This is a genomic window from Streptomyces sp. NPDC046335 (genome assembly GCF_055587985.1).
This window is the reverse complement of sequence record NZ_JBVJFF010000017.1, coordinates 121,210-141,196: the sequence shown is the minus strand read 5'-3', so window position 1 is coordinate 141,196 and position 19,987 is coordinate 121,210. Positions and strand designations below refer to the sequence as shown.

Genomic DNA, 19,987 nt, shown 5'->3' with positions numbered 1-19,987 from the left:
GCCATGGGACTCATCGGTGAACTGCTCATGCTGCCTCTGGCCCCGGCCCGCGGCTCCCTCTGGGTGCTGCGGCAGGTGGTCGACGAGGCGGAGCGGCAGTACTACGACCCTTCGGCCATCCGCCGTGAACTCTCCCGGCTCGAGGAACGCCTGGAGGCGGGCGAGATCGACGAGGACGAGTTCGAGAGGTGTGAGGACGAGCTCCTCGACAGGCTGCAACACAGCACAGGACAGGACTTCTGATGAATCGACTGGCAGTGGGCCTGGCCGTGGGCGCGGGATACGTCCTCGGTCGCACGAAGAAGGCGAAGTTCGCGTTCGCCGTGGGGACGATGGTGGCCGGCAAGCGGCTGAACCTGAGCCCCAAGGCGCTGGGTTCACTGGTGACCCAGCAGCTGGAGAACAACCCGCAGTTCAAGGAGATAGGCGACCAGCTGCGCCAGGATCTGCGGGGTGTGGGCAAGGCTGCCACGGGTTCCCTCCTCAACCGGCAGCTCGAAGGCCTCGCCGACCGTCTGCACGACCGCACTCTGGACGTTCAGGACCGCATCGCGGGTGTCGTGCCCGAGGACGCCAAGAACCTCAAGGGCAAGGTCGTGGGACGGTACGAGCACGAGGACGAGGACGACGAGGGCGACGAGGCCGAGGAGGACGGCGAAGGCCGGCACCGGGACCGGAAGCAGGACCGAGAGCAGCAGGACCGGGAGCAGAAGTCGGCATCCGATGACCGGCAGCGCGAGAAGGCGCCGGCCAAGCGTTCCTCTGGATCCCGGTCCGGGCAGAAGACGGACGCGAAGTCCGCTTCCGCCTCCAGCGCGGCGACGAAGAAGGCTCCGGCGAAGAAGACCGCCCAGAAGACGACGGCGCGCAAGACCACGCAGAAGAAGTCCACCGCGGCCCGTGACACCGCCCGTAGGGCGACCTCGGCCCGCTCGGGCGGCACGTCGAAGGGAGGCCGGGACAATGGCTGACTCTCCCCTGGGCAGCATCGCGCGCGGCCCCGCCGTCGAACGCCTGAAGGAGGAGGCGCAGTCCTACCTCATGGCGCAGGCGGAACGCATGCTCATCGGCGTGGGCCACAAGCTCGGCGACGCCACCGGCAAGCTGAACGACATCGCCGACGGCAACAGCCCCGGCTTCGGGAAACTCGCGCTCCAGGCGGGCAAGAAGGTCTCCGAGGGCAAGGGCCCCGTACGCAGCGCCCTGGAGATCGGCGGCGGCCACCTGAAGGACAAGGTGACCGACGCCGTCAAGGGCATCGGCGGCAGCAAGCGGAAGAAGGGCGGCGCGGGCCAGAAGCCCACGGTGATCCTGGAGTACGTCGACGTCGGCGTGCCGATCCGCGAGGCCTACGACCAGTGGACCCAGTACCAGGAGTTCTCCACCTTCGCCAAGGGCGTCAAGGGCGCCACCGTGGCGAGCGACACGGACACCGACTGGAAGCTCAAGGTCTTCTGGTCGAGCCGCAGCTGGAAGGCGCACACCACCGAGCAGGTTCCGGACCAGCGGATCACCTGGACTTCGGAGGGCGCCAAGGGGACGACCAAGGGCGTCGTCACCTTCCACCCGCTGGCGGAGAACCTCACCCGGGTGCTGCTCGTCATCGAGTACTACCCGAAGGGCCTCTTCGAGAAGACCGGCAACATATGGCGCGCCCAGGGCCGCAGGGCACGCCTTGACCTCAAGAACTTCGCCCGGCACATCTCGATCCGCGGCGAGGCGAGCGACGGCTGGCGCGGCGAGATCCGCGACGGCGAGGTCGTCCGCAGCCACGAGGACGCGGTGGCGGAGGAAGAACGCGAGCGCGAAGAGAACGAGACCCAGAACGAGAACGAGCACGAGCACGAGAACGCAGGAACCGACGACGAGCAGGACGAGCACGACGACGACGCGGCAGCGGAGTACGAGGACGACCCTGACGCCGAGTACGAGGACGAGGACGAGGAGCGGGACGAGGAGCAGGACGAGCGCTCGGACGAGCCCGAGGCCGAGTACGAGGACGAGCCGGAGGACGACGAGCCGGAGGCCGAGTACGAGGACGAGGAAGACGACGAGGTCGAGCGGACGGACGAGCGGGCGGACGAGCCGGAGGCCGAGTACGACGAGGCCGAGGACGACGAGGAAGCCGACGCCGAGGATGAGAAGCGGCGCGAGTACGCCGAGTCGTCCGGTGGCGGACGGAGCCGCCGATGACGGCCACCCCGGGCCGGCTTCCTGACCCCTACGGAAGCGGCGGAGGAGCCAACCTCGCCGACATCCTCGAACGCGTGCTGGACAAGGGCATCGTCATCGCGGGTGACATCAAGATCAACCTGCTCGACATCGAACTGCTCACCATTAAGCTCCGCCTCATCGTCGCCTCGGTCGACAAGGCCAGGGAAATGGGTATCGACTGGTGGGAGAACGACCCGGCGCTTTCCTCAGGAGCGCACCGGGGTGAGCTCGCCCAGGAGAACGCCGATCTGAGACGGCGTATCGAGGAGCTCGAGGGCCGCGAAGCCCTGGAGCCCGCGGAGAAGGAGTCACGTGAGCGTCACAAGGGATGATCTGCGGTACGTGTACGCGGTGTGCCGCCCTCTGAACGCACCTCTCGCCGCCGACCTGACCGGGGTCGGCGGCGCCCCGCCCCGGCAGCTCGCCCACGAGGGCCTGATCGCCCTCGTGGGCCCCGTGCCGGAGCAGGACTTCGCCGAGGAGGCCTTGCGCGCGCACCTGGAGGACCTGGAGTGGCTCTCCGAGACCGCCCGCGCCCACCAGCGCGTGATCGGTGCCCTCACCTCGGTCACCTGCCCGCTCCCGCTGCGCCTCGGTACCGTCTTCCGGGACGACAGCGGGGTCCGCGCGATGCTCCAGGAAGGGGCCGACCGGTTCTGGCGCATCCTCGAACGGATCGACGGGTGCGTGGAGTGGGGCGTAAAGGTCCACATGGACACCGCGGACTCGTCAGACAACCGGTCCTCAGACAACCAGTCCTCAGACAAGCAGACATCCGAGACAGCAGGCCCAGAGAAGCCGCTCTCGGGTCGCGACTACCTGCGTCGCCGGCGTCAGCAGCGCAATGCCCAGGACGAGGGCTGGAAGCGGGCCGAGGCCTTCGCGCAGCGGTTGCACGAGGAACTGGCGCGGCACGCCGACGACTCCCGGCTGCACGCCCCGCAGAACTCGTCGCTCTCCGGCACCCCGGGCCGCAACATCCTGAACGCCGCGTACCTGGTGCCCCGCGCGCACTCCGAGGAGTTCGTGGAGCTCGTGGACCGCACGAAGGACGAGGACGCGGTGGGGCTGACGGTGGAACTGACGGGACCGTGGGCCGCGTACTCCTTCACCGGGGACGACGCGGAAAGCGGCGAGGGGACGGGGCGGTCGCGATGACGGTGGTGGAGCGCAGGGAGATCGCCCTGGTCGACCTGTTGGACCGCCTCCTCGCGGGCGGGGTCGTCATCACGGGCGACGTCACCCTGCGGATCGCGGACGTGGACCTCGTACGCATCGACTTGAACGCCCTGATCAGCTCGGTGAACGAGCAGGTGCCCTCGCCGTGGCCGGACAGCGGGCCGATGCCCTCGTGAGGGCCGGAACCGCGGTGACGAGGACTGGAGTGGCGAGGACTGGAGTGACGATGGACCCCGAGACCGAGGGGCTGAAGGAGACAGAGAAGGAGAAGCCCGTCCCGCGGGAGAAGTCCGACCCGCGGGAGACGGACGGCCTCGCGCAGACCATGGATGGCCTCGCGCAGGCCACGGGCGGTCTCGCGGAGACCATGGCGGTCACCGAGAAGGAGCGTGGCGCCCGTAAGCGCATGGACCTCGACCCCGACACCGTCGAGCGGGACCTGGTGAAGCTGGTCCTCACCATCGTCGAGCTTCTGCGGCAGCTCATGGAGCGCCAGGCCGTGCGCCGCTTCGACACCGGCGACCTCACCGAGGACCAGGAGGAGCGGATCGGGCTGACGCTGATGCTCCTGGAGGACCGGATGGCGGAGCTGCGCGACCGGTACGGGCTGAAGCCCGAGGACCTGAACCTCGACCTCGGGCCGCTGGGCCCCCTGCTCCCCAGGGAGTAGCCGGGGAGTAGCCGGGAAGCAGCCGGGGAGTAGCCGGACCGCACGGTGGCGCCGGGTGTCCGCCGGGTGTCCCGTCACTTCCGGCAGAGGACCTCTCCGTGCAGTACCGCGAACCACCCCTCCGCCTCGGCGCCCCACGTGCGCCACGCCGCCGCGATGCCCTCCAGGCTCGCGGCGTCCGCGTGTCCGCCGGCCACCGCGCGTTCGGCGTAGGAGGAGGCGACCGTGCGGTCCGCCCAGAGCCCGCTCCACCAGGCCCGCTCGTCCTCGGAGGCGTAGCACCAGGTGGCCGCGGTCGCGGTGATGTCCGTGAAGCCGGCCCGCAGTGCCCAGGCCCTGAGGCGGCGGCCCGCGTCGGGCTCGCCGCCGTTGGCGCGGGCCACGCGCAGGTAGAGGTCCAGCCAGTCGTCCATGGCGGGTACGTCGGGGTACCAGGTCATCGCCGAGTAGTCCGCGTCGCGGACCGCGACGATGCCGCCCGGCTTGCAGACCCGCCGCATCTCGCTCAGCGCGCGCACCGGGTCGCCGACGTGCTGGAGCACCTGGTGGGCGTGGACGACGCAGAAGGAGTCGTCGGGGTAGTCGAGGTCGTGCACGTCGGCGACGGCGAAATCGATGTTCGTCACGCCTCGTTCGGCGGCTGTCGCGCGCGCCCTGTCGAGGATGTCCGGCGCGTGGTCCACGGCCGTGACATGGCCGTCCGGCACGAGCTTCGCCAGGTCGGCGGTGATGGTGCCGGGCCCGCAGCCGATGTCCAGCACCTTCATGTGCGGCTTCAGCGAGCCGATGAGGTAGGCCGCCGAGTTGGCGGCGGTGCGCCAGGTGTGCGAACGCAGCACGGACTCGTGGTGCCCGTGCGTGTAGACGGCGGTCTCTCTCGGCATGGCGGTGCTCCTTCGCGGTTCGCCGGACCTTGCTGCGGTACCGGGAACCGTACGCCGCCATGCCGAATAATGAGACCCGCGTATCACTATGTGATCACCCGGTGGTCGACGGGCACGTCGCCCTCGTCGCCCTCGTCGCCCGCCAGCGCCGGCGCGTCGGCGTGCGTCCTGTCCGGTGTCCGCGGCCCGCGCGAGGAGACGAGGCCGCGCACCGCGAAGGCGGCGCCCACACCGAGGGCTGCGCCCACGAGGACATCGCCGGGGAAGTGGACGCCCGTGTAGACGCGGGACAGTGCCACCGCGCCCGCGACGGGCGCGACGGCCGCGCCCCGGAGGCCGGACTCCAGCGCCACGCCGGTGGCGAAGGCCGCGGCGGACGCGGAGTGGCCCGAGGGGAACGACGTGGTGATGGGCTGCCGCTTGAGCCGCCGCATGAGCGGTACGGCGTCCAGGAGCGGCCTTGGCCGGCGCACCGAGCGTTTGCCGAGCGTGTTGATGACGGCGGAGGCCAGCGCGAGCGAGGCGACACCGTGCGCGGCGGCGCGGCGGGCCCGCGGGCCGCCCGTCGCCGCCATCACCGCGGCCGTGCCGAACCACAGCAGCCCGTGGTTGGCGCTCCGGCTCAGCCGGGGCAGGACGCGGTCGCCGCCCGGCCAGTGCCGTACGGCGACCGCCTCGAAGGCCCGGGAGTCGAGGGCCAGGACACGGGCCCGCAGCGTGCCCGTATGCGTGCCCGTGTGTGTGCCCGTGTGTGCGCCCGTATGCGTGGGGAAGTGCGCGGGGATGTGCGTCGGGATGTGCGTGAGGGGGGCGTCTGTGCTCATGGGCTTCGGGTACCCGGTGCCGTGACCCGCACTACAGCGGGGGAAACCGGTTTGCGGCGGCGGCCGCCGGGCACGGAGAATCCGGCCCATGGGACATCTGGAAGCAGCGCACCTGGAGTACTACTTGCCGGACGGGCGGGCGCTGCTCGGCGACGTCTCCTTCCGGGTCGGCGAGGGTTCCGTCGTCGCCCTGGTCGGGGCGAACGGCGCGGGCAAGACCACGCTGCTCCGGCTGATCTCCGGTGACCTCCAGCCGCACGGCGGCGGCGTCAACGTCAGCGGCGGGCTCGGCGTGATGCCGCAGTTCGTCGGCTCGGTGCGGGACGAGACCACCGTGCGTGACCTGCTCGTCTCCGTGGCGCAGCCCAGGATCCGCGAGGCCGCGAAGGCCGTGGACGCCGCCGAGCACGCGATCATGACGGTCGACGACGAGGCCGCCCAGATGAAGTACGCGCAGGCGCTCTCCGACTGGGCCGAGGTGCAGGGGTACGAGGCGGAGACGCTCTGGGACATCTGCACCATGGCCGCGCTCGGCGTCCCGTACGACAAGGCGCAGTTCCGCGAGGTCCGCACGCTCTCCGGCGGCGAGCAGAAGCGCCTCGTCCTGGAGGCCCTGCTGCGCGGCACCGACGAGGTGCTGCTCCTCGACGAGCCGGACAACTACCTCGACGTCCCCGGCAAGCGCTGGCTGGAGCGGCAGCTCGCGGAGACCCGTAAGACCGTCCTCTTCGTCTCCCACGACCGGGAGCTGCTCGCCCGCGCCGCCGAGAAGATCATCAGCGTCGAGCAGAGCCCCGGGGGCGCCGACGCCTGGGTGCACGGCGGCGGTTTCGAGACGTTCCACGAGGCCCGCAAGGAGCGCTTCGCGCGCTTCGAGGAGCTGCGCCGCCGCTGGGACGAGAAGCACGAGCAGCTCAAGAAGCTGGTGCGCACCCTGCGCCAGGCCGCCGACGTCAGCCACGAGATGGCCTCGCGCTACCACGCTGCGCAGACCAGGCTCCGCAAGTTCGAGGAGGCGGGACCGCCGCCCGAGCCGCCGCGCGAGCAGGACATCACCATGCGCCTGCACGGCGGACGCACCGGCGTACGGGCCGTGACCTGCGAGAATCTCGAACTCACCGGTCTGATGCAACCCTTCGACCTGGAGGTCTTCTACGGCGAGCGGGTCGCCGTCCTCGGCTCCAACGGCTCGGGCAAATCGCACTTCCTGCGGCTGCTCGCGGGCGACGACGTGACGCACACCGGCGCCTGGAAGCTCGGCGCCCGCGTCGTGCCGGGACACTTCGCGCAGACCCACTCCCACCCCGAGCTGATGGGCCGCCCGCTCCTCGACATCCTCTGGCGCGAGCACGCGCAGGACCGGGGCGCCGCGATGTCACGGCTGCGGCGCTACGAACTGACGGGCCAGGCCGAGCAGAACTTCGACCGCCTCTCCGGGGGCCAGCAGGCCCGCTTCCAGATCCTGCTCCTGGAACTCCAGGGCTGCACGGCCCTGCTCCTCGACGAACCCACCGACAACCTCGACCTGGAGTCGGCCGAAGCCCTGCAAGAGGGCCTCGAAGCCTTCCAGGGCACGGTGCTCGCCGTCACCCACGACCGCTGGTTCGCCCGCTCCTTCGACCGCTACCTGGTCTTCGGCAGCGACGGCCGGGTCCGCGAGACGCCGGAGCCGGTCTGGGACGAGCGCAGGGTCGAGCGCAAGCGGTAGCCCGCGCCCATCCCTCTCCCCGGCCCTCTCCCCGTCCCTCTCGCCCCGGAACCCGCCCGTCCGGCCCCCGTGAGGAGCGCGGGCGCCGGGTGCGTTGCATCCTGAGTAGGCCGTGCCGAGTGGGTACACGGTGGGCACGGAACGACGCGACGAGGAGCGACCCATGACCGGAGTCGAACCGGGTCAGCTGGACGACCAGGAGCTCATAAGGGAGCTGGAGGCGATCCACCGGACCCGCCACACCACCCTCCTGCACGGCTCGGACGACGCCCTGCGGGCCCACAACGAACGCATGGCGGAGCTGGAGGGCGAGTACCTCCGGCGGCATCCGCGCAGGTCGGTCGCGCCCGGACGGACCCGTGAGGGTGCGCGTGAGCGAGGAGGAGCCGAATCGTGACGGACACGGAAGCCGCGGCAGGCGGGTCCCTGCTCGACCGGCACGGGGAGGCGCTCGACCTCTTCGCCGACCGGGTGCACGCCATCCGCCCCGACCAGTGGGACGCGCCCACGCCGTGCACCGACTGGACGGTGCGCGACCTGGTGAACCACCTCACCACCGAACAGCTCTGGGTGCCCTCGCTGGTCCGCGACGGCGCCACCGTCGAGAGCGTCGGCGACTCCTTCGAGGGCGACATGCTCGGCCCCGACCCGGTCGCCTCCTGGGACACCGCGTCCGCCGCGGCCCGCGAGGCCTTCGGCGAACCGGGCGCCCTGGAACGCACCGTCCACCTGTCGTCGGGGGAGTCCTCCGCGGTCCACTACTGCGGACAGATGACCATGGACCTGGTCGTGCACGCCTGGGACCTCTCGCGTGCGATCGGCGCGGACGAGAAGCTCCCCGCGGACCTGGTGGACTTCTCGCGCCGCGAAGTCGAGCCGTACGCTGCCGAGTTGGCGAAGACCGGGCTCTTCGACCGTGCCGTGAAGTCGCCGCCCGGCGCCGACGAGCAGACCAGGCTGCTCAACCTCCTCGGCCGCGATGGGTGAGCGGCGGCCGAATCTTCTCCACCGGAGTGGGGTAACCGCACTGCCATGAGAGTTGGCGTGGTGGATGTGGGGTCGAACACCGTACGGCTGGTCGTCGCGGACGCCGACGGACAGGTGCCGCTGCCCGTGCACACGGTCAAGCGCAGGCTGCGGCTCGCCCAGCACCTGGACGCGGAGGGACGGCTCGTCGAGGAACCGGTCGGGCAGCTCGTCGACGCGGTGCGTGACGTGCAGGAAGAGGCGCACAGGTGGGGCGTGGCCCAGCCGCTGTTCGCCTTCGCCACCTCGATCGTGCGGGACGCGCCCAACCGGGCCGAGGTGCTCGACGCCGTGGAGGAGGGGACGGGGCTGCGGCTGCGCACCCTCTCCGGCGAGGCCGAGGCGGAGCTGACCTTCCTCGCGGCCCGGCGGTGGATGGGCTGGAGCGCGGGCCCGCTGGTGCTGTTCGACATCGGCGGCGGCTCCCTGGAAGTGGCCTTCGGGCGCAGTCGCCTGCCGGACTACGCGGTCTCGCTCCCGCTGGGCGCGCGGCGGCTGACCCGGCAGTTCCTCGACGGCCAGGACCCGCCGCGCGAGCGGGACATCAGGGCGGTACGGCGCCAGGTGCGCCACCAGCTGCGGGACGTGGCCGCACGCATCCGGTGGGAGATGCCGCACGCGGCGGTCGCCACCTCGCGCACGTTCCAGCAGCTCGCCCGGTTGTGCGGTGCCGCGCCCGGCCGCTACGGACCGTTCGTACAGCGTGAGTTGGCGCGCCCGCAGCTGCGGGCGGCGCTCAAGGACCTGGCGCGGCTCCCGGCGGACGAGCGGGCGCAACTGCCCGGAATCTCGGCGGCGCGGGCCGATCAGTGCCTGGCCGGTGCGGTGGTGGCCCACACGGCCATGAAGCTGACCGGTCTTGAGGTCCTGACGGTCTGCCCCTGGGCGCTGCGCGAAGGCATCCTCCTGCGGTACATCGAGGACGGCGACGCGGCCTGGTGGGAGCGGAAGGAACACGTGGGCAGCAGCCACGCGCCGCAGGGCGACACGACACCGCTGCGCCTGGCCACGTCGACCTTGAGACGTGCGGCACGAAGTCGACCTGAGGCGCCCCAAACACAGGCTTAGGCACGGGCCCAGGCACAGGCCCAGGCACCGCACCCTCAGGCCCGGGCGATCCCCGGCCACCCGTCGGGTTCCGCGCGGCTGATGTCGGCCAGCGCGGACGACGGGTCCCTGGCGAGCGCAAGGTCGCCGAGGCTCACCATCCCCACCGGGTCACCGTCCTCGACGACCGGCAGCCTGCGGATCGCGTGGTCGCGCATCAGGCCGACCGCGTACTCCACCGCGTCGCCGGGGGCGACCACGACAGGGCTCGGCGTGCAGACGGCCTGGGCGCTGACCGTCAGCGGATCGGCGCCGTCGGCCACCGCGCGCAGCGCGATGTCCCGGTCGGTGAGCACCCCGACGACCTGGCCGTCCACGGCCACCAGTACGTCGCCGATGTCCTGGGCACGCATGAGCTGCGCCGCCTCGACGAGTGAGGCATCGGGCCGGACCGCCACGACACCCGGTGTCATGACGTCCCGTACGTAGTCAGTCATGGCTGAGCCTTCCTCGGTCGTGTTCATGAGGTGCCGGGGCGGGACCGTTCGCCGCGCAGCCGCGTATCCGGCAGGAACTCCTGCATCTTCGCCTTCAGGCCCTGCTTGACCATCGACACCTGGTCCGGGTCGCCCCTGAGGACCGACGCGGCCGTCGCCTCCATCCGCTCCCATGTGACGTGCGGCGGCACCGGTGGTACCGCCGGGTCGATGCGGAAGTCCAGGACCGCCGGGCCGTCCGCGGCGAGTGCCGTGCGCCAGGCGGACTCGACGTCCTCGGGGCGCTCCACGCGGATGCCGGTGAGGCCCAGGGAGCGGGCGAACTCCGCGTGGGGCTCGTCCGGATGAGCCCGTGGGGGCCGGTCGTTCCACACCGCGACGATCAGCCGGGGGTCGTCCCAGTGGTGGCGGTACCGCGCCGCGGTGATCAGCTCCGCCATCCCGTCCCTCCGCGTCGCGCCGTCGCCCACCAGGGCGATCACGGGCCGGTCGGGATGCGCGAACTTCGCCCCGACCGCGTACGGCACACCGTGCCCCGTCGTCGTGGGCGACCCCGAGAGCGTCCCCGGGAGCGAGGCGCGCATGTCGCCGCGCAGGGTCAGATGGTGCGCGTACCAGTGGGCGACCGGGCCCGATTCGCAGGTGATGACGGCGTTGCCGGGGAGTAGTCCATCGAGGACGTGCGCCACGTACTCCGGGTGGATCGGGTCCGCGGACAGCCCGGCCCTGCGGGTCAGCACCCCCTTCCACCGCGTGACGCCCGCCAGGATCTCGTCCCGCCACTCGCGGCAGACGCCCCTGCGGTCCTTGTCGACCAGTGGGATCAGCTCGCGCAGCGTCGCCCGCGCGTCGCCGACGAGGTCGACCTCGCAGGGGCGACACACGTCGGTCACGTGCGGATCGACGTCGATCCGCACGGCCCTCGCCGAGCCGGGCTCCGGCAGGAACCGCGGGTCGGAGAAGCTCGAACCGATGGTCAGGAGGGTGTCGCAGTCGCGCATCAGCTCGTACGAGGGCCGGGTGCCGAGCGGGCCGGCCGTACCGGTCACATACGGGAGTTCGTCGCTCAGCGCGTCCTTGCCGAGCGGCGTCTTCGCGACCCCGGCACCGAGCAGCTCCGCGATCTCCTCGATCTCGGCGCGCGCCCCCGCCGCCCCCTGTCCGACCAGGATCGCGGCCTTGTCACCGGCGTTGAGGACCTCGGCGGCGCGTCGCAGGGAGGCGGGCGACGGCACCGCCGCCGGGCCGCCGCGCTCCGGGCCGGAGGGGGCCGGCGTCAACGCCTGCGGGGAGCGGTCGAGTTCCAGTACGTCGCCGGGAACGATCACGACGGCCGGGCAGCGGCGCGCGTACGCGGCGCGGATCGCCCGGTCGACGACGTCCGGGAGCCGCTCGGGCACCGTCACGGTCTCCACGAAGCCGGACGCCGCGCAGCCGGTCTCCACGAAGCCGGAGGCCACGAAGCCGGACACGCCGTCCGGCCGCCCGACGACGGCGAGCACGGGCACACGGTCGGCCCCGGCGTCGTACAGGCAGTTCAGGAGGCGGACGGCCCCGGGGCCCGGCGCCGCCACGCAGACACCGAGGCGCCGGCCGGACTTCGCGTACCCCACGGCCTCGAACGCCGCCGCCTCCTCGTGCCGCGCCCGCACGAACCGCGGCAGGTCCGCGGCCCTGTTCCGGGCGGCGAGCAGCCCGTCGACGCCGTCACCGGGGCAGCCGAAGACCTGTTCCACGCCCCAGGCGCGCAGCCTCTCCAGAAGGTGGTCGGCGACCTTGGCGCTCATGGCGGAACCCTCCGCGGGGTCGAGGAACGACGGTCAGGTCCGGGTGTCCGGCGGAGCCCGGAGGAAACCCGCGACGAGGTCCGCGGTGTTTGCCCCTCCGGGCCCGGGGCAGGCGGAGGGAAGTGCTTCGGACCGGAGGCACGTCCGTGGGAGCGACCGTTTCGCCCCCGGGTGTGTTCCCGTCGTGGACCGACGCGTACGCGCTCCCGCGGTGACCGTTCCAGCAGAGGCACCCATTCTTCAGGGAGTTGCGCACCATGCGATCCCACGCGAACACCCCACTGCCGGCCAGGAGCCGGCGCCATCCGCACGACGACGCACCGGACACCGCCGAAGCCTTCGAACGGCTCGTGGAGCTGGCCGAGGGCCCCGAGAGGGACGTCCTGCGCGAGGAGATCGTGCAGGCGTGGCTGCCCATGGCCGAGCGTCTCGCCGGCCGGTTCCGCAACCGCGGCGAGTCCCTCGACGACCTGCGCCAGGTGGCGGCCCTGGGCCTGGTGAAGGCCGTCGACCGCTACGACCCCCGGCGTGGCACCGCCTTCGAGAGCTACGCGGTGCCGACCGTCACCGGCGAGATCAAACGGCACTTCCGCGACCACATGTGGACCCTGCACGTGCCGCGCCGCGTCCAGGACCTGCGCAACCGCGTACGGGCGGCCCGCCAGGACCTGTCCCAGACGGTCGGCGGGCGCGCCCCCACCATCGCCGAGATCGCCGACCACGCGCACATGAGCGAGGAGGACGCGAAGACCGGCCTTGAGGCGCTCGAAAGCTTCACCGCGCTCTCCCTCGACGCCGAACTCCCGGGCAGCGGCGACGGCTACTCGCTCAGCGACGCCCTCGGCGGCCCCGACCCCGCGCTGGACGTCGTCGTCGACCGCGAGGCCGTACGGCCGCGCATCGAGGCGCTGCCCGAGCGGGAGCGGACCATCCTCTACATGCGGTTCTTCGGCGACATGACGCAGAGCAGCATCGCCGACGAGATGGGCATCTCGCAGATGCACGTCTCCCGGCTCATCAGCCGCTGCTGCGACCGGCTGCGCGACCAGGTCATGCGCGACGCGGCCTGACACACCCTCAGCGGGCGTCGGTCCCGCGTCGCAGGGCGAGCGCCAGATGGCGCGAGAGGACGTCGACGGCCCGCGCCTCGGCCAGCGAGAAGGCCAGCCGGGCGCCGCAGCGGAACAGCGTGAGGACGCCCTCCACGGGGCCCTCCGCGCCGACCGCCAGCGGTACGCACAGCAGGGACGTGACCTCGGCGCGGACCAGGACGGGCGCTCCGGTCGTGTCGCGGCCGAAGGCGTCCGGGTCCTCCGGGCGGACCTGTAGCGCCGGCACCCCGCCGTGTGCCGCCTCGACGACGAGGGGGCACGCGGCGGGGTCCTGCGCGGCCACCTCCGCGACCGGCGCGCCGGGCGGTCCGAGCACCCGCGTACGGCGTGGGCGCGCCGCCCCGTCGTCGATGACCACCCAGTCGGCGAACCGCCCGTGCAGCACCGCCGCGGCCTGTTCCATGACGGCCCCGCGGTCTCCGGCGGGCGCCGTGAGCAGCGCCGTCGTCATGGCGTCCGCGAGGTCGAGTTCGGCCGCGTGCCGCGTCGCCTCGCCGAGGTCGGGCGCGGGCACCGGCCGCTGCGCGCGGGTCACCGAGGGCTGGAGCACGACGAGGACCGCCGTGCGGGGCTCGGCGCCGGGGCGCAGGGCCGCGAGCGTCGCGCGCACCGGCAGTTCGGGGTTCCGCTGGAGGTGGACGACGACGCTGCGGTCACCGTCGCCGCGGGCGACCGCGGCGGTCTGCGAGCGGAAGGCCACCCGGTCGGCGTGGAGCAGGAACCCGGTCAGCGGCCGGCCCGCGGCGAAGCCGGCGCGGATCCCCGTCAGGCTCGTCGCCGCGGAGTTCATCCGCCGGACCGCGGTGTCCCGGTCCACCAGGGCCACCGGCAGCGGCAGCCGCTGGAAGATGGCCCGCAGCAGCCGCTGTTCCTCCCGGTCGGCCGAGGGGCCGTTCGGCCGACCGCCGTCGACCAGGGTCTCGTACGCGGGCCACAACCGGTCCGCCACATGGCCGAGTTCGAAGATCGCCGCGTCGAGCACGGTGGCGAGGTCCGCCGCGGGAACGGCACGGGCCGACCTCAACTCGGCGACGCGGCGCACGAAATCAGCGAGCTCCGCACCGAAGTCCTCCGCCTGAGACATGTGCCGAACCTAGCCGCTCCGTCGGTTTCCGGGAGGGCCTGGCGGGAACGCGACCGGAAGAGGAGGAACGTCTCATGGCCCCCCTGCCGGACCCGGACCTGCTCCGCCCGGAATCGGCCCTGCCCGGACGCAGGCTCTCCGAACTCGCCGAGCAGGCCGTGCGCTGCACCCCCGGCTGCTGCGGTGCGAGCACCACGGTCACCGACGGCGGCGACGAACACCCCGTCGCCACCACCCACCCCGACCTCGCGGGGCTCGTCGCGGCGCAACTGCGCTCGGGCGAGGGGCCCATTCCCGCCGCCGAGGAGCGGGGCACGCCGGTCGGGTCCGGGGACCTGCTGCGCGAGGAGCGGTGGCCCGAGTACCGTGCGCTGGCCCTCGACTCCGGTCTGCGCTCCAGCGCGACCCTGCCGTTCCGGCGCGCCGGGCTCACGGTCACCCTGACGCTCTTCGGCTTCCGCCCCGGCAGGCTCGACGACGCCCGGCACGGCCCCGCCCAGGCGCTCGGCCATCTCGCCACGGCGAGCCTCGTGCGCGACCGGCACCACCGGGCCGCGCTCACGGAGCTCGACCAGCTCGGCACGGCCATGCGCACGCGCGCCGCCGTGGACCAGGCGTGCGGGATCGTCATGCACGTCCTCGGCTGCGAGGCGGAGACCGCGTTCGCGGTCCTGCGGCGCGTCTCGCAGGCGACGAACCGGAAACTGGCGGACGTCGCGGCGGCGCTGGTGGAGACGAAGGGCCGCGGACTGGAACGCGAGCTGGTGTCGCTGGCGCGCTGAAACCGCCGCGGACGTCCCTCGGCGCCTGCGCCGTACGCCTGATGCCGCCCGCCGTACGCCCGATGCCCGTCGGTACGTTCCCACCGCGACCGCCCAGGCCCGGATACCTCTCATATGCCCGGATATCTCTCCGGCTGCCGGGCAGGAGGGGGCAGGAGAGTGTTGCCCGAGCGCTCCCTGCGCCGGGGCCGGACACTGGGACGTGAGCGCACGGAGGTACGCATGCGACGGACGGAGTACGAGGGCCGTGGCCCCGTCCGGTACGGGCCGCCCCCGCCCGAGCCGGGCCTCCCGGTCCTGCCCGGGCTGGCCGCTGCCGCCGCCCGCGCCGCCGGCCGCGCCCACGGCGAACCCCCCGGCGGCGGCCCCGCCCTCCTGGACGCCGCCGCCGGCTACTGGACCCGCCGCGGCCTGCCCGCCGAGCCGGGCCGGATCGCCGCCGCCCCGAGCGCCCCCGCCCTGCTGCTCGCCCTCACCGCCGCCGTCGGCGGTGACGTACTGCTGCCCCGGCCCTGTCCCGCCTGGTGGGCGCCCCAGGCCCGGCTGCTCGGCCGCGGCGTCTACCACGTGCCCATACCCGCCGAGAGCGGCGGTGTCCCCGACCCGTACGCCCTCCTGGAGACCGTCCGCCGCGTCCGCGCCGAGGGCGGTGACCCCCGGCTGCTGCTGCTCGGCGTGGCCGACGACCCGACCGCCACCGTGCCGGCCCCGGAGCTGCTGCACGAGGCCGTCGAGGCGGCCGCCGGTGAGGGCCTGCACGTGGTCAGTGACGAGACCTGGCGCGACACGCTGCACCGCCCCCGCGAAACGGTCCTCATCAGCCCCGCGGAGATGGACCACGAGCGGGTGACCGTCCTCAGCGACCTCACCGGCGCCTTCCTGCCCTCCGCGCTGCCGGCCGCCGTCGCCCGTTTCCCCGCCGGCACCGGGGGCGGCGCCCTGCGGGCCCGCACCCTCGACGTCCTGACCGCGCTCGGCGCCTGCCTCGGCGCCCCGGCCGCCGCCGCGGCGACCTACGCGCTCGGTGAACCGGACGACGTCACCGGGCGGCTCGCCGCCGCCGTACGCCTGCACGCGCGCGTGGCCGCCGCCGCGCAGCGCGCCGTGCTCGCCGTCGGCGCCCTGGCCAGGCCTCCGCTCGCGGGCCGCCACTTCTACGCCGATCTGGACCCGCTGCGGCCCGGCCTCGCCGCGCGGGGCGTCGATGACGCGCAGGACCTGGAGGACTTCCTCGGCGAACGGCTCGGCATGCCCGCGCCGGGCGGCCACCGCTTCGGCGACGACATCGACGCGTTGCGCGTACGGCTGTCCACCTCGCCGTTCCTCGGTACGACGACCGAGGAGCGCCTGGCGGCCCTCGACGCCCCGGAGCCGCTGGTACTGCCGTACGTCGGCGAGGCGTTGAGCGGGTTCGCGTCGGCTCTCGACGGCCTGCGCGCGGGAGTCGCCCCGCAGCCCTGATCAGCCGTGATCAGCCCTGAGGGCAACGGCCGGTCCGGGTGCTGAGGCCGCCCATGATCAGGTCGGTCAGTGCGGTGACCGCGCCGTCGGCGGATGCCCGTCCTTGGTTCAGCTCGGCGGCGATCGCCTCGGCCGCGCCCAGCACTCCGACGCACCGTAGCCGGAGGGCCTCGGGTGCGAGACCGGAGTGCGGCAGCAGCGCGGCGGCCATCAGGTCCGTGTAACGGTCGAGCATCTCGCGCTGGACCGCCCCCATCTCCGGATTTCCCTTCAGCGCTGCGGAAACGGCGCTGAGTTCCGGCATGTCCGTGGCGCAGGCGAAGTACGCGGTGCTGATGACGCGGGCGACCTCGTCGGCCGTGGGCGCGGCCTCCCGCAACGCCTGGGCGATCGCGGCTCGGTGACGTTCGTCGAGGCGCCGGTAGAGCGCGAGCAGCAGGCCGGGGCGAGTGCCGAAGTGGTCGTACACGATCGGCCTGCTCACTCCGGCCGCCTCCGCGAGGGTGACCAGGGTCAGGCCGTCGGTGCCCTGGGAACGCACGGTCGTCACGGCGGTGTTGAGCAACTGCTCCCGCCTGGCCTGCTTGGACAGGCGGGTCGAGGTGGTGGCCATGGTCCTCCGTCGTGTCGCACTCCGCAGTCTCCGTTGTGCCGCACTCCAGACTATGTTACAAAACGTAGGCTACAAAATGTAGCTTCATGGATGTGAGGACCCGCGGTGGAACAGTCGAAACCAGTACTGATCTTGGGTGGTTCGGGGCAGGCCGGCTCGGGGGCCGCCGCTCTCCTGCGTCAGTGGCACCCGGAACTGCCACTGACGATCGCGGGTCGCGACATCGGCCGCGCGCGGCGGGTGGCCGACGGACTCGGCGCCGCGACAGCGGTGACCATCGACCTGCGGCGCGGCGATCTCGGCCTCCCGGCCGAGCACGGTTACTCGGCCGTGGTCGCCGCGCTCTGGGACGACCGCCTGAACGGGCTGCACTACGCGCAGGACCGCGGGCTGCCCTACCTCAGCATCTCCAGCGGCCTGGTGGAGATCGCACCGGAAGTCGTCGCGGGCGCACAGCGGGCAAGCGCCTCGGCGATCCTGGTGGCCAGCCACTTCTGCGCCGGCGTCGTCGTCCTCGCGACGCTGGGAATGGCCCGGGAGTTCCACCGGGTCGACACCATCCGGATCGGCGCCGTACTGGACGAGTCGGACACCGGAGGGCCCGCGGGAACAGCGGATCTGGAGCGGTGGGCCACCGTCACCACGGCGGGGGCGGTGCGCCGTGACGGCGTCTTCACCTGGGTCGATGGCCCCGACGCCCAGGCGGATGTGCCCCGCACCGACGGCGTCGTCCTGCCAGGCCAGAGCATCGCCGTCCTCGATGTGCCGAGCCTCGCCCTCGCGACAGGCGCACCGAACGTCCGCTTCGACATGGCCGTCGGTGAATCCGCGGCCCGGCGCCGCGGCGACCCCGCTTCCAGCGAGATCCGGATCGACCTCGAAGGAGTGGGCCCGACGGGCGCGCCGCTCAGCACGAGCCGTTACCTCGTCCACCCGGCAGGACAGCGTCCCCTGACCGCACTCGGCATCGCCCTCGGTGTCGAGCGGCAGCTCGGTCTGCGTGGCGAAGCCGTCCCGCCGGGCATCCACACCCCCGAATCCCTGCTCGACCCGGCCTACGCGGCCGAGCGTCTGGCGGAGATCGGCGCCACCTTCGTCGACGCACCCGGCGACAGCTGGACCCCGGTCCGTCACAGACCCTAGGCGTGCGCCCGCCTGACCCTGCGCCATGCCGTGGGCGCCAGGCTGAGCAGTACCGTCAGGACGACCGCCACCGCGACGCCCTCCCACGGCTTCTCGAAGAGCGAGCCGCCGAGTATGCCGATCAACTGGTACGTCACCGCCCACGCGAGGCAGGCGGGGATGTCGCCACGGGCGAACCGGCGCAGCGGCATCTTCGCCATCAGGCAGGCCAGCATCACCGGGATGCGGCCCGCGGGCACGAGCCGGGAGAGCACGAGGACCAGCACGCCGTGGTCCTTCAGCTTCGCCTGCGCCTGCGCGAGCCGCTCCTCGGGCGCCCGGTCGCGGATCGCCTCCAGCCAGCGCGAACCGTTCTTCGACCGCATGCCGCGCTGCCCGAGCCAGTACAGGCCGACATCGCCGAGGAACGCCGCGAACGCCGCCACGCCGAAGACGACGAGCAGCGAGAACGGCGCCGTCTGGTGCAGGGCCACCACCGCCGCCGAGCTGACGAGCGCGCCCGTCGGCACCACCGGCACCAGCGCGCCGATCACCACCAGCAGGAACAGCGAGGGATAGCCGAGGGCCTGCTGCGTGCTCTCCGGCGGTATCCGCGCCACCACCGCGAGCGTCACCTGGCCACCTCCGGCAGCACGCTCTCGCCGTGGGCGGGCCCGTGCACCGTCACTTCGGGCGCGAGGCGCCCCGCCTGCCGCACGAACTCCGCCCCCGGAGCGTGGAACTCGTGCGGACGCACCGCGTCCATGCCGATCGGCCAGTACGTGCCGTAGTGCACCGGGATCGCGCTGCGCGGCGCGATCCGGGCGAGGGCTTCGGCCGCCCGGGCCGCGTCCAGATGGCCATGGCCCAGGTAGGGGCCCCAGCCGCCGACCGGCAGCAGCGCCACGTCGACGTCGCCGACCTCCTCGGCCATCGTCTCGAAGAGCCCGGTGTCCCCGGCGAAGTACGTGCGGGCCTCGCCGCTCACCACATAGCCGAGGGCGGGGGAGAGCCGCGGCCCCATGGGCAGCCTGCGCCCGTCGTGCCGTGCGGGCACCACACGGATCACGAGATCGCCGACCGGCACCTCGTCGCCCGGCATCACCTCGGTGAAGCGCAGGTGCGGCAGCCTGCGCGTCAGACCGGGCACCGAGCGGGACGCGCCGCGCGGGACCAGCGCCCGGGTGCCCGGCGCGAGCCGGGCGAGCGAGGGCACGTGCAGATGGTCGGCGTGCAGATGAGACAGGAGCACCACGTCGGCGACCGCCGCCTCAGGGGGCGGCAGAGCGCCTCTGCGACGCCGCAGGTGCGCGAGGCGGCGGGCGAAGAGCGGGTCCGTGAGGACGCGGACGCCCGAGTCCTCGACCGTGCAAGTGGCGTGGCCCCACCATGTGACCTCGACGGGCACCCCGGGTTCCTCCTTATGGCGACTGTCTCCGAGCCTACGGCCAGGAGTAGGGTCAGCGGCTACGCCGAGGGTGAGGGGTACGCCATGGAGGATCACGGGGGTGCCTCCGCCGTCGTGGTGCGTGTGGCGGCGATCGCCAGCCTCGTGCCGCTGGAGGAGCTGGAGACCGACCCCTTCCTGGTCGACTCGCGCAGCCAGCACGCCATGTGCGCCCGGTGGGCCGCCGACCAGGGGTACGTGATCACCCGGGAGCTGGTCGTACGAGGGCTGCGCGCCGACCACCGGATTCTGTGGGGCGACGTCGACGCGGGCCTGGTGGACCTCTTCGTCGTGCCGAGCCGCAGAGTCCTCGACCAGGCGCTGCGCTGCCCCGAGGAGTTCACCGCGGAGTGCGTGCGGCGGGGCGTGCGGATCGAGACGGCGGGCCTCGCCGAGCCGGCGTACGACGCGCAGATGAAGGCGCGGGTGCACCGCAGGCTCTCCATGCCCACCGCGGGCTACGACGGCCGCTGAGGCGTTCGGGACCGTCGGTTCGGATGGCTCTGCCCGGGTATGGCAGGGTGGTGCCC

At 72.9% G+C, this 19,987-nt stretch carries 23 protein-coding genes and 1 pseudogene; 16 read left to right on the top strand and 8 right to left on the bottom strand.

All coding sequences use genetic code 11. The annotated features are described in order from the left end of the window. Positions 1 to 3 precede the first annotated feature (3 nt). The 7 genes from ACZ6JY_RS34935 to ACZ6JY_RS34905 all read left to right on the top strand — a co-directional run bounded on the left by ACZ6JY_RS34935 (position 4) and on the right by ACZ6JY_RS34905 (position 4,063). Complete coding sequence (locus ACZ6JY_RS34935) at positions 4 to 243, top strand: gas vesicle protein GvpG (RefSeq protein ID WP_447041318.1); 240 nt, start codon at positions 4 to 6, stop codon at positions 241 to 243. Beyond that, a complete protein-coding gene (locus tag ACZ6JY_RS34930) occupies positions 243 to 971 on the top strand; it encodes a DNA primase (protein ID WP_469202562.1) in 729 nt (242 codons plus the stop codon). Before ACZ6JY_RS34935 ends, ACZ6JY_RS34930 begins: the two co-directional genes overlap by 1 nt. Further along, complete coding sequence (locus ACZ6JY_RS34925; RefSeq protein ID WP_469202560.1) at positions 964 to 2,193, top strand: SRPBCC family protein; 1,230 nt, start codon at positions 964 to 966, stop codon at positions 2,191 to 2,193. The genes ACZ6JY_RS34930 and ACZ6JY_RS34925 overlap by 8 nt, the downstream gene beginning before the upstream one ends. After that, complete coding sequence (locus ACZ6JY_RS34920) at positions 2,190 to 2,546, top strand: gas vesicle protein (protein WP_447041321.1); 357 nt, start codon at positions 2,190 to 2,192, stop codon at positions 2,544 to 2,546. Before ACZ6JY_RS34925 ends, ACZ6JY_RS34920 begins: the two co-directional genes overlap by 4 nt. Continuing rightward, positions 2,527 to 3,372, top strand: coding sequence for a GvpL/GvpF family gas vesicle protein (locus ACZ6JY_RS34915; protein WP_469202558.1), 846 nt, complete (start codon positions 2,527 to 2,529; stop codon positions 3,370 to 3,372). Before ACZ6JY_RS34920 ends, ACZ6JY_RS34915 begins: the two co-directional genes overlap by 20 nt. Continuing rightward, positions 3,369 to 3,569 (top strand): gas vesicle protein, encoded by a 201-nt coding sequence (locus tag ACZ6JY_RS34910; RefSeq protein ID WP_447041324.1) that lies wholly within the window; start codon positions 3,369 to 3,371, stop codon positions 3,567 to 3,569. The genes ACZ6JY_RS34915 and ACZ6JY_RS34910 overlap by 4 nt, the downstream gene beginning before the upstream one ends. 191 nt (positions 3,570 to 3,760) lie before the next feature. After that, positions 3,761 to 4,063: a gas vesicle protein K gene (locus ACZ6JY_RS34905; RefSeq protein WP_469202643.1), complete on the top strand. Its 303-nt coding sequence runs from the start codon at positions 3,761 to 3,763 to the stop codon at positions 4,061 to 4,063. Positions 4,064 to 4,137: 74 nt separating this feature from the next. On the opposite strand, the gene ACZ6JY_RS34900 is transcribed toward ACZ6JY_RS34905, so the two are convergent. After that, complete coding sequence (locus ACZ6JY_RS34900; protein ID WP_469202556.1) at positions 4,138 to 4,947, bottom strand: class I SAM-dependent methyltransferase; 810 nt, start codon at positions 4,945 to 4,947, stop codon at positions 4,138 to 4,140. A 128-nt stretch (positions 4,948 to 5,075) separates the two neighbouring features. Then, a pseudogene (locus tag ACZ6JY_RS34895) lies at positions 5,076 to 5,771 on the bottom strand (phosphatase PAP2 family protein); the annotation flags it as partial. An 88-nt stretch (positions 5,772 to 5,859) separates the two neighbouring features. On the opposite strand from ACZ6JY_RS34895, the gene ACZ6JY_RS34890 reads away from it, so the two are divergent. From ACZ6JY_RS34890 to ACZ6JY_RS34875, 4 genes are all read left to right on the top strand, one after another. Next, positions 5,860 to 7,479, top strand: a complete 1,620-nt coding sequence (locus ACZ6JY_RS34890; protein WP_469202554.1) for an ABC-F family ATP-binding cassette domain-containing protein — start codon at positions 5,860 to 5,862, stop codon at positions 7,477 to 7,479. Positions 7,480 to 7,642: 163 nt separating this feature from the next. After that, the gene (locus ACZ6JY_RS34885) at positions 7,643 to 7,876 is read left to right on the top strand and encodes a DUF6158 family protein (RefSeq protein ID WP_469202552.1); all 234 of its coding nucleotides are present in this window, start codon (positions 7,643 to 7,645) and stop codon (positions 7,874 to 7,876) included. Next, positions 7,873 to 8,466, top strand: coding sequence for a TIGR03086 family metal-binding protein (locus ACZ6JY_RS34880; protein ID WP_469202550.1), 594 nt, complete (start codon positions 7,873 to 7,875; stop codon positions 8,464 to 8,466). Before ACZ6JY_RS34885 ends, ACZ6JY_RS34880 begins: the two co-directional genes overlap by 4 nt. Before the next feature lie 45 nt (positions 8,467 to 8,511). After that, complete coding sequence (locus ACZ6JY_RS34875; protein WP_469202549.1) at positions 8,512 to 9,573, top strand: Ppx/GppA family phosphatase; 1,062 nt, start codon at positions 8,512 to 8,514, stop codon at positions 9,571 to 9,573. 35 nt (positions 9,574 to 9,608) lie between these two features. On the opposite strand, the gene ACZ6JY_RS34870 is transcribed toward ACZ6JY_RS34875, so the two are convergent. Then, the gene (locus ACZ6JY_RS34870; RefSeq protein ID WP_469202547.1) at positions 9,609 to 10,049 is read right to left on the bottom strand and encodes a CBS domain-containing protein; all 441 of its coding nucleotides are present in this window, start codon (positions 10,047 to 10,049) and stop codon (positions 9,609 to 9,611) included. A gap of 23 nt (positions 10,050 to 10,072) precedes the next feature. Next, positions 10,073 to 11,836: a thiamine pyrophosphate-binding protein gene (locus ACZ6JY_RS34865; protein ID WP_469202545.1), complete on the bottom strand. Its 1,764-nt coding sequence runs from the start codon at positions 11,834 to 11,836 to the stop codon at positions 10,073 to 10,075. Positions 11,837 to 12,093: 257 nt separating this feature from the next. Here ACZ6JY_RS34865 and ACZ6JY_RS34860 point away from each other — a divergent pair, with 257 nt between their 5' ends. Next, on the top strand, positions 12,094 to 12,906 hold the full coding sequence (locus tag ACZ6JY_RS34860; RefSeq protein WP_469202543.1) for an RNA polymerase sigma factor SigF: 813 nt from the start codon (positions 12,094 to 12,096) through the stop codon (positions 12,904 to 12,906). 7 nt (positions 12,907 to 12,913) lie between these two features. Here ACZ6JY_RS34860 and ACZ6JY_RS34855 read toward each other — a convergent pair whose 3' ends face one another. Continuing rightward, positions 12,914 to 14,032, bottom strand: a complete 1,119-nt coding sequence (locus ACZ6JY_RS34855) for a PAS domain-containing protein (RefSeq protein ID WP_469202541.1) — start codon at positions 14,030 to 14,032, stop codon at positions 12,914 to 12,916. Positions 14,033 to 14,106: 74 nt separating this feature from the next. Between ACZ6JY_RS34855 and ACZ6JY_RS34850 the strand changes: the two genes are divergently transcribed. Together ACZ6JY_RS34850 and ACZ6JY_RS34845 are read left to right on the top strand one after the other, a co-directional pair. Beyond that, positions 14,107 to 14,814, top strand: a complete 708-nt coding sequence (locus tag ACZ6JY_RS34850) for an ANTAR domain-containing response regulator (protein ID WP_469202539.1) — start codon at positions 14,107 to 14,109, stop codon at positions 14,812 to 14,814. A 222-nt stretch (positions 14,815 to 15,036) separates the two neighbouring features. Continuing rightward, positions 15,037 to 16,275 carry an aminotransferase class I/II-fold pyridoxal phosphate-dependent enzyme gene (locus ACZ6JY_RS34845; RefSeq protein ID WP_469202538.1) on the top strand — a complete coding sequence of 413 codons (1,239 nt, stop codon included), beginning with the start codon at positions 15,037 to 15,039 and terminating at the stop codon, positions 16,273 to 16,275. Positions 16,276 to 16,285: 10 nt separating this feature from the next. Here ACZ6JY_RS34845 and ACZ6JY_RS34840 read toward each other — a convergent pair whose 3' ends face one another. Next, positions 16,286 to 16,888 (bottom strand): TetR/AcrR family transcriptional regulator, encoded by a 603-nt coding sequence (locus ACZ6JY_RS34840; protein WP_469202536.1) that lies wholly within the window; start codon positions 16,886 to 16,888, stop codon positions 16,286 to 16,288. Positions 16,889 to 16,993: 105 nt separating this feature from the next. Here ACZ6JY_RS34840 and ACZ6JY_RS34835 point away from each other — a divergent pair, with 105 nt between their 5' ends. After that, positions 16,994 to 18,031 carry a saccharopine dehydrogenase family protein gene (locus ACZ6JY_RS34835; RefSeq protein ID WP_469202534.1) on the top strand — a complete coding sequence of 346 codons (1,038 nt, stop codon included), beginning with the start codon at positions 16,994 to 16,996 and terminating at the stop codon, positions 18,029 to 18,031. Here ACZ6JY_RS34835 and ACZ6JY_RS34830 read toward each other — a convergent pair. Both ACZ6JY_RS34830 and ACZ6JY_RS34825 read right to left on the bottom strand, forming a co-directional pair. Beyond that, entirely contained in the window at positions 18,028 to 18,645 is a 618-nt protein-coding gene (locus ACZ6JY_RS34830) for a DedA family protein (RefSeq protein ID WP_469202532.1), read from the bottom strand. The genes ACZ6JY_RS34835 and ACZ6JY_RS34830 overlap by 4 nt on opposite strands. After that, positions 18,642 to 19,418 carry an MBL fold metallo-hydrolase gene (locus ACZ6JY_RS34825; protein WP_469202530.1) on the bottom strand — a complete coding sequence of 259 codons (777 nt, stop codon included), beginning with the start codon at positions 19,416 to 19,418 and terminating at the stop codon, positions 18,642 to 18,644. Before ACZ6JY_RS34825 ends, ACZ6JY_RS34830 begins: the two co-directional genes overlap by 4 nt. Before the next feature lie 84 nt (positions 19,419 to 19,502). On the opposite strand from ACZ6JY_RS34825, the gene ACZ6JY_RS34820 reads away from it, so the two are divergent. Continuing rightward, positions 19,503 to 19,931, top strand: a complete 429-nt coding sequence (locus tag ACZ6JY_RS34820; RefSeq protein WP_469202528.1) for a hypothetical protein — start codon at positions 19,503 to 19,505, stop codon at positions 19,929 to 19,931. Positions 19,932 to 19,987: the final 56 nt, after the last annotated feature.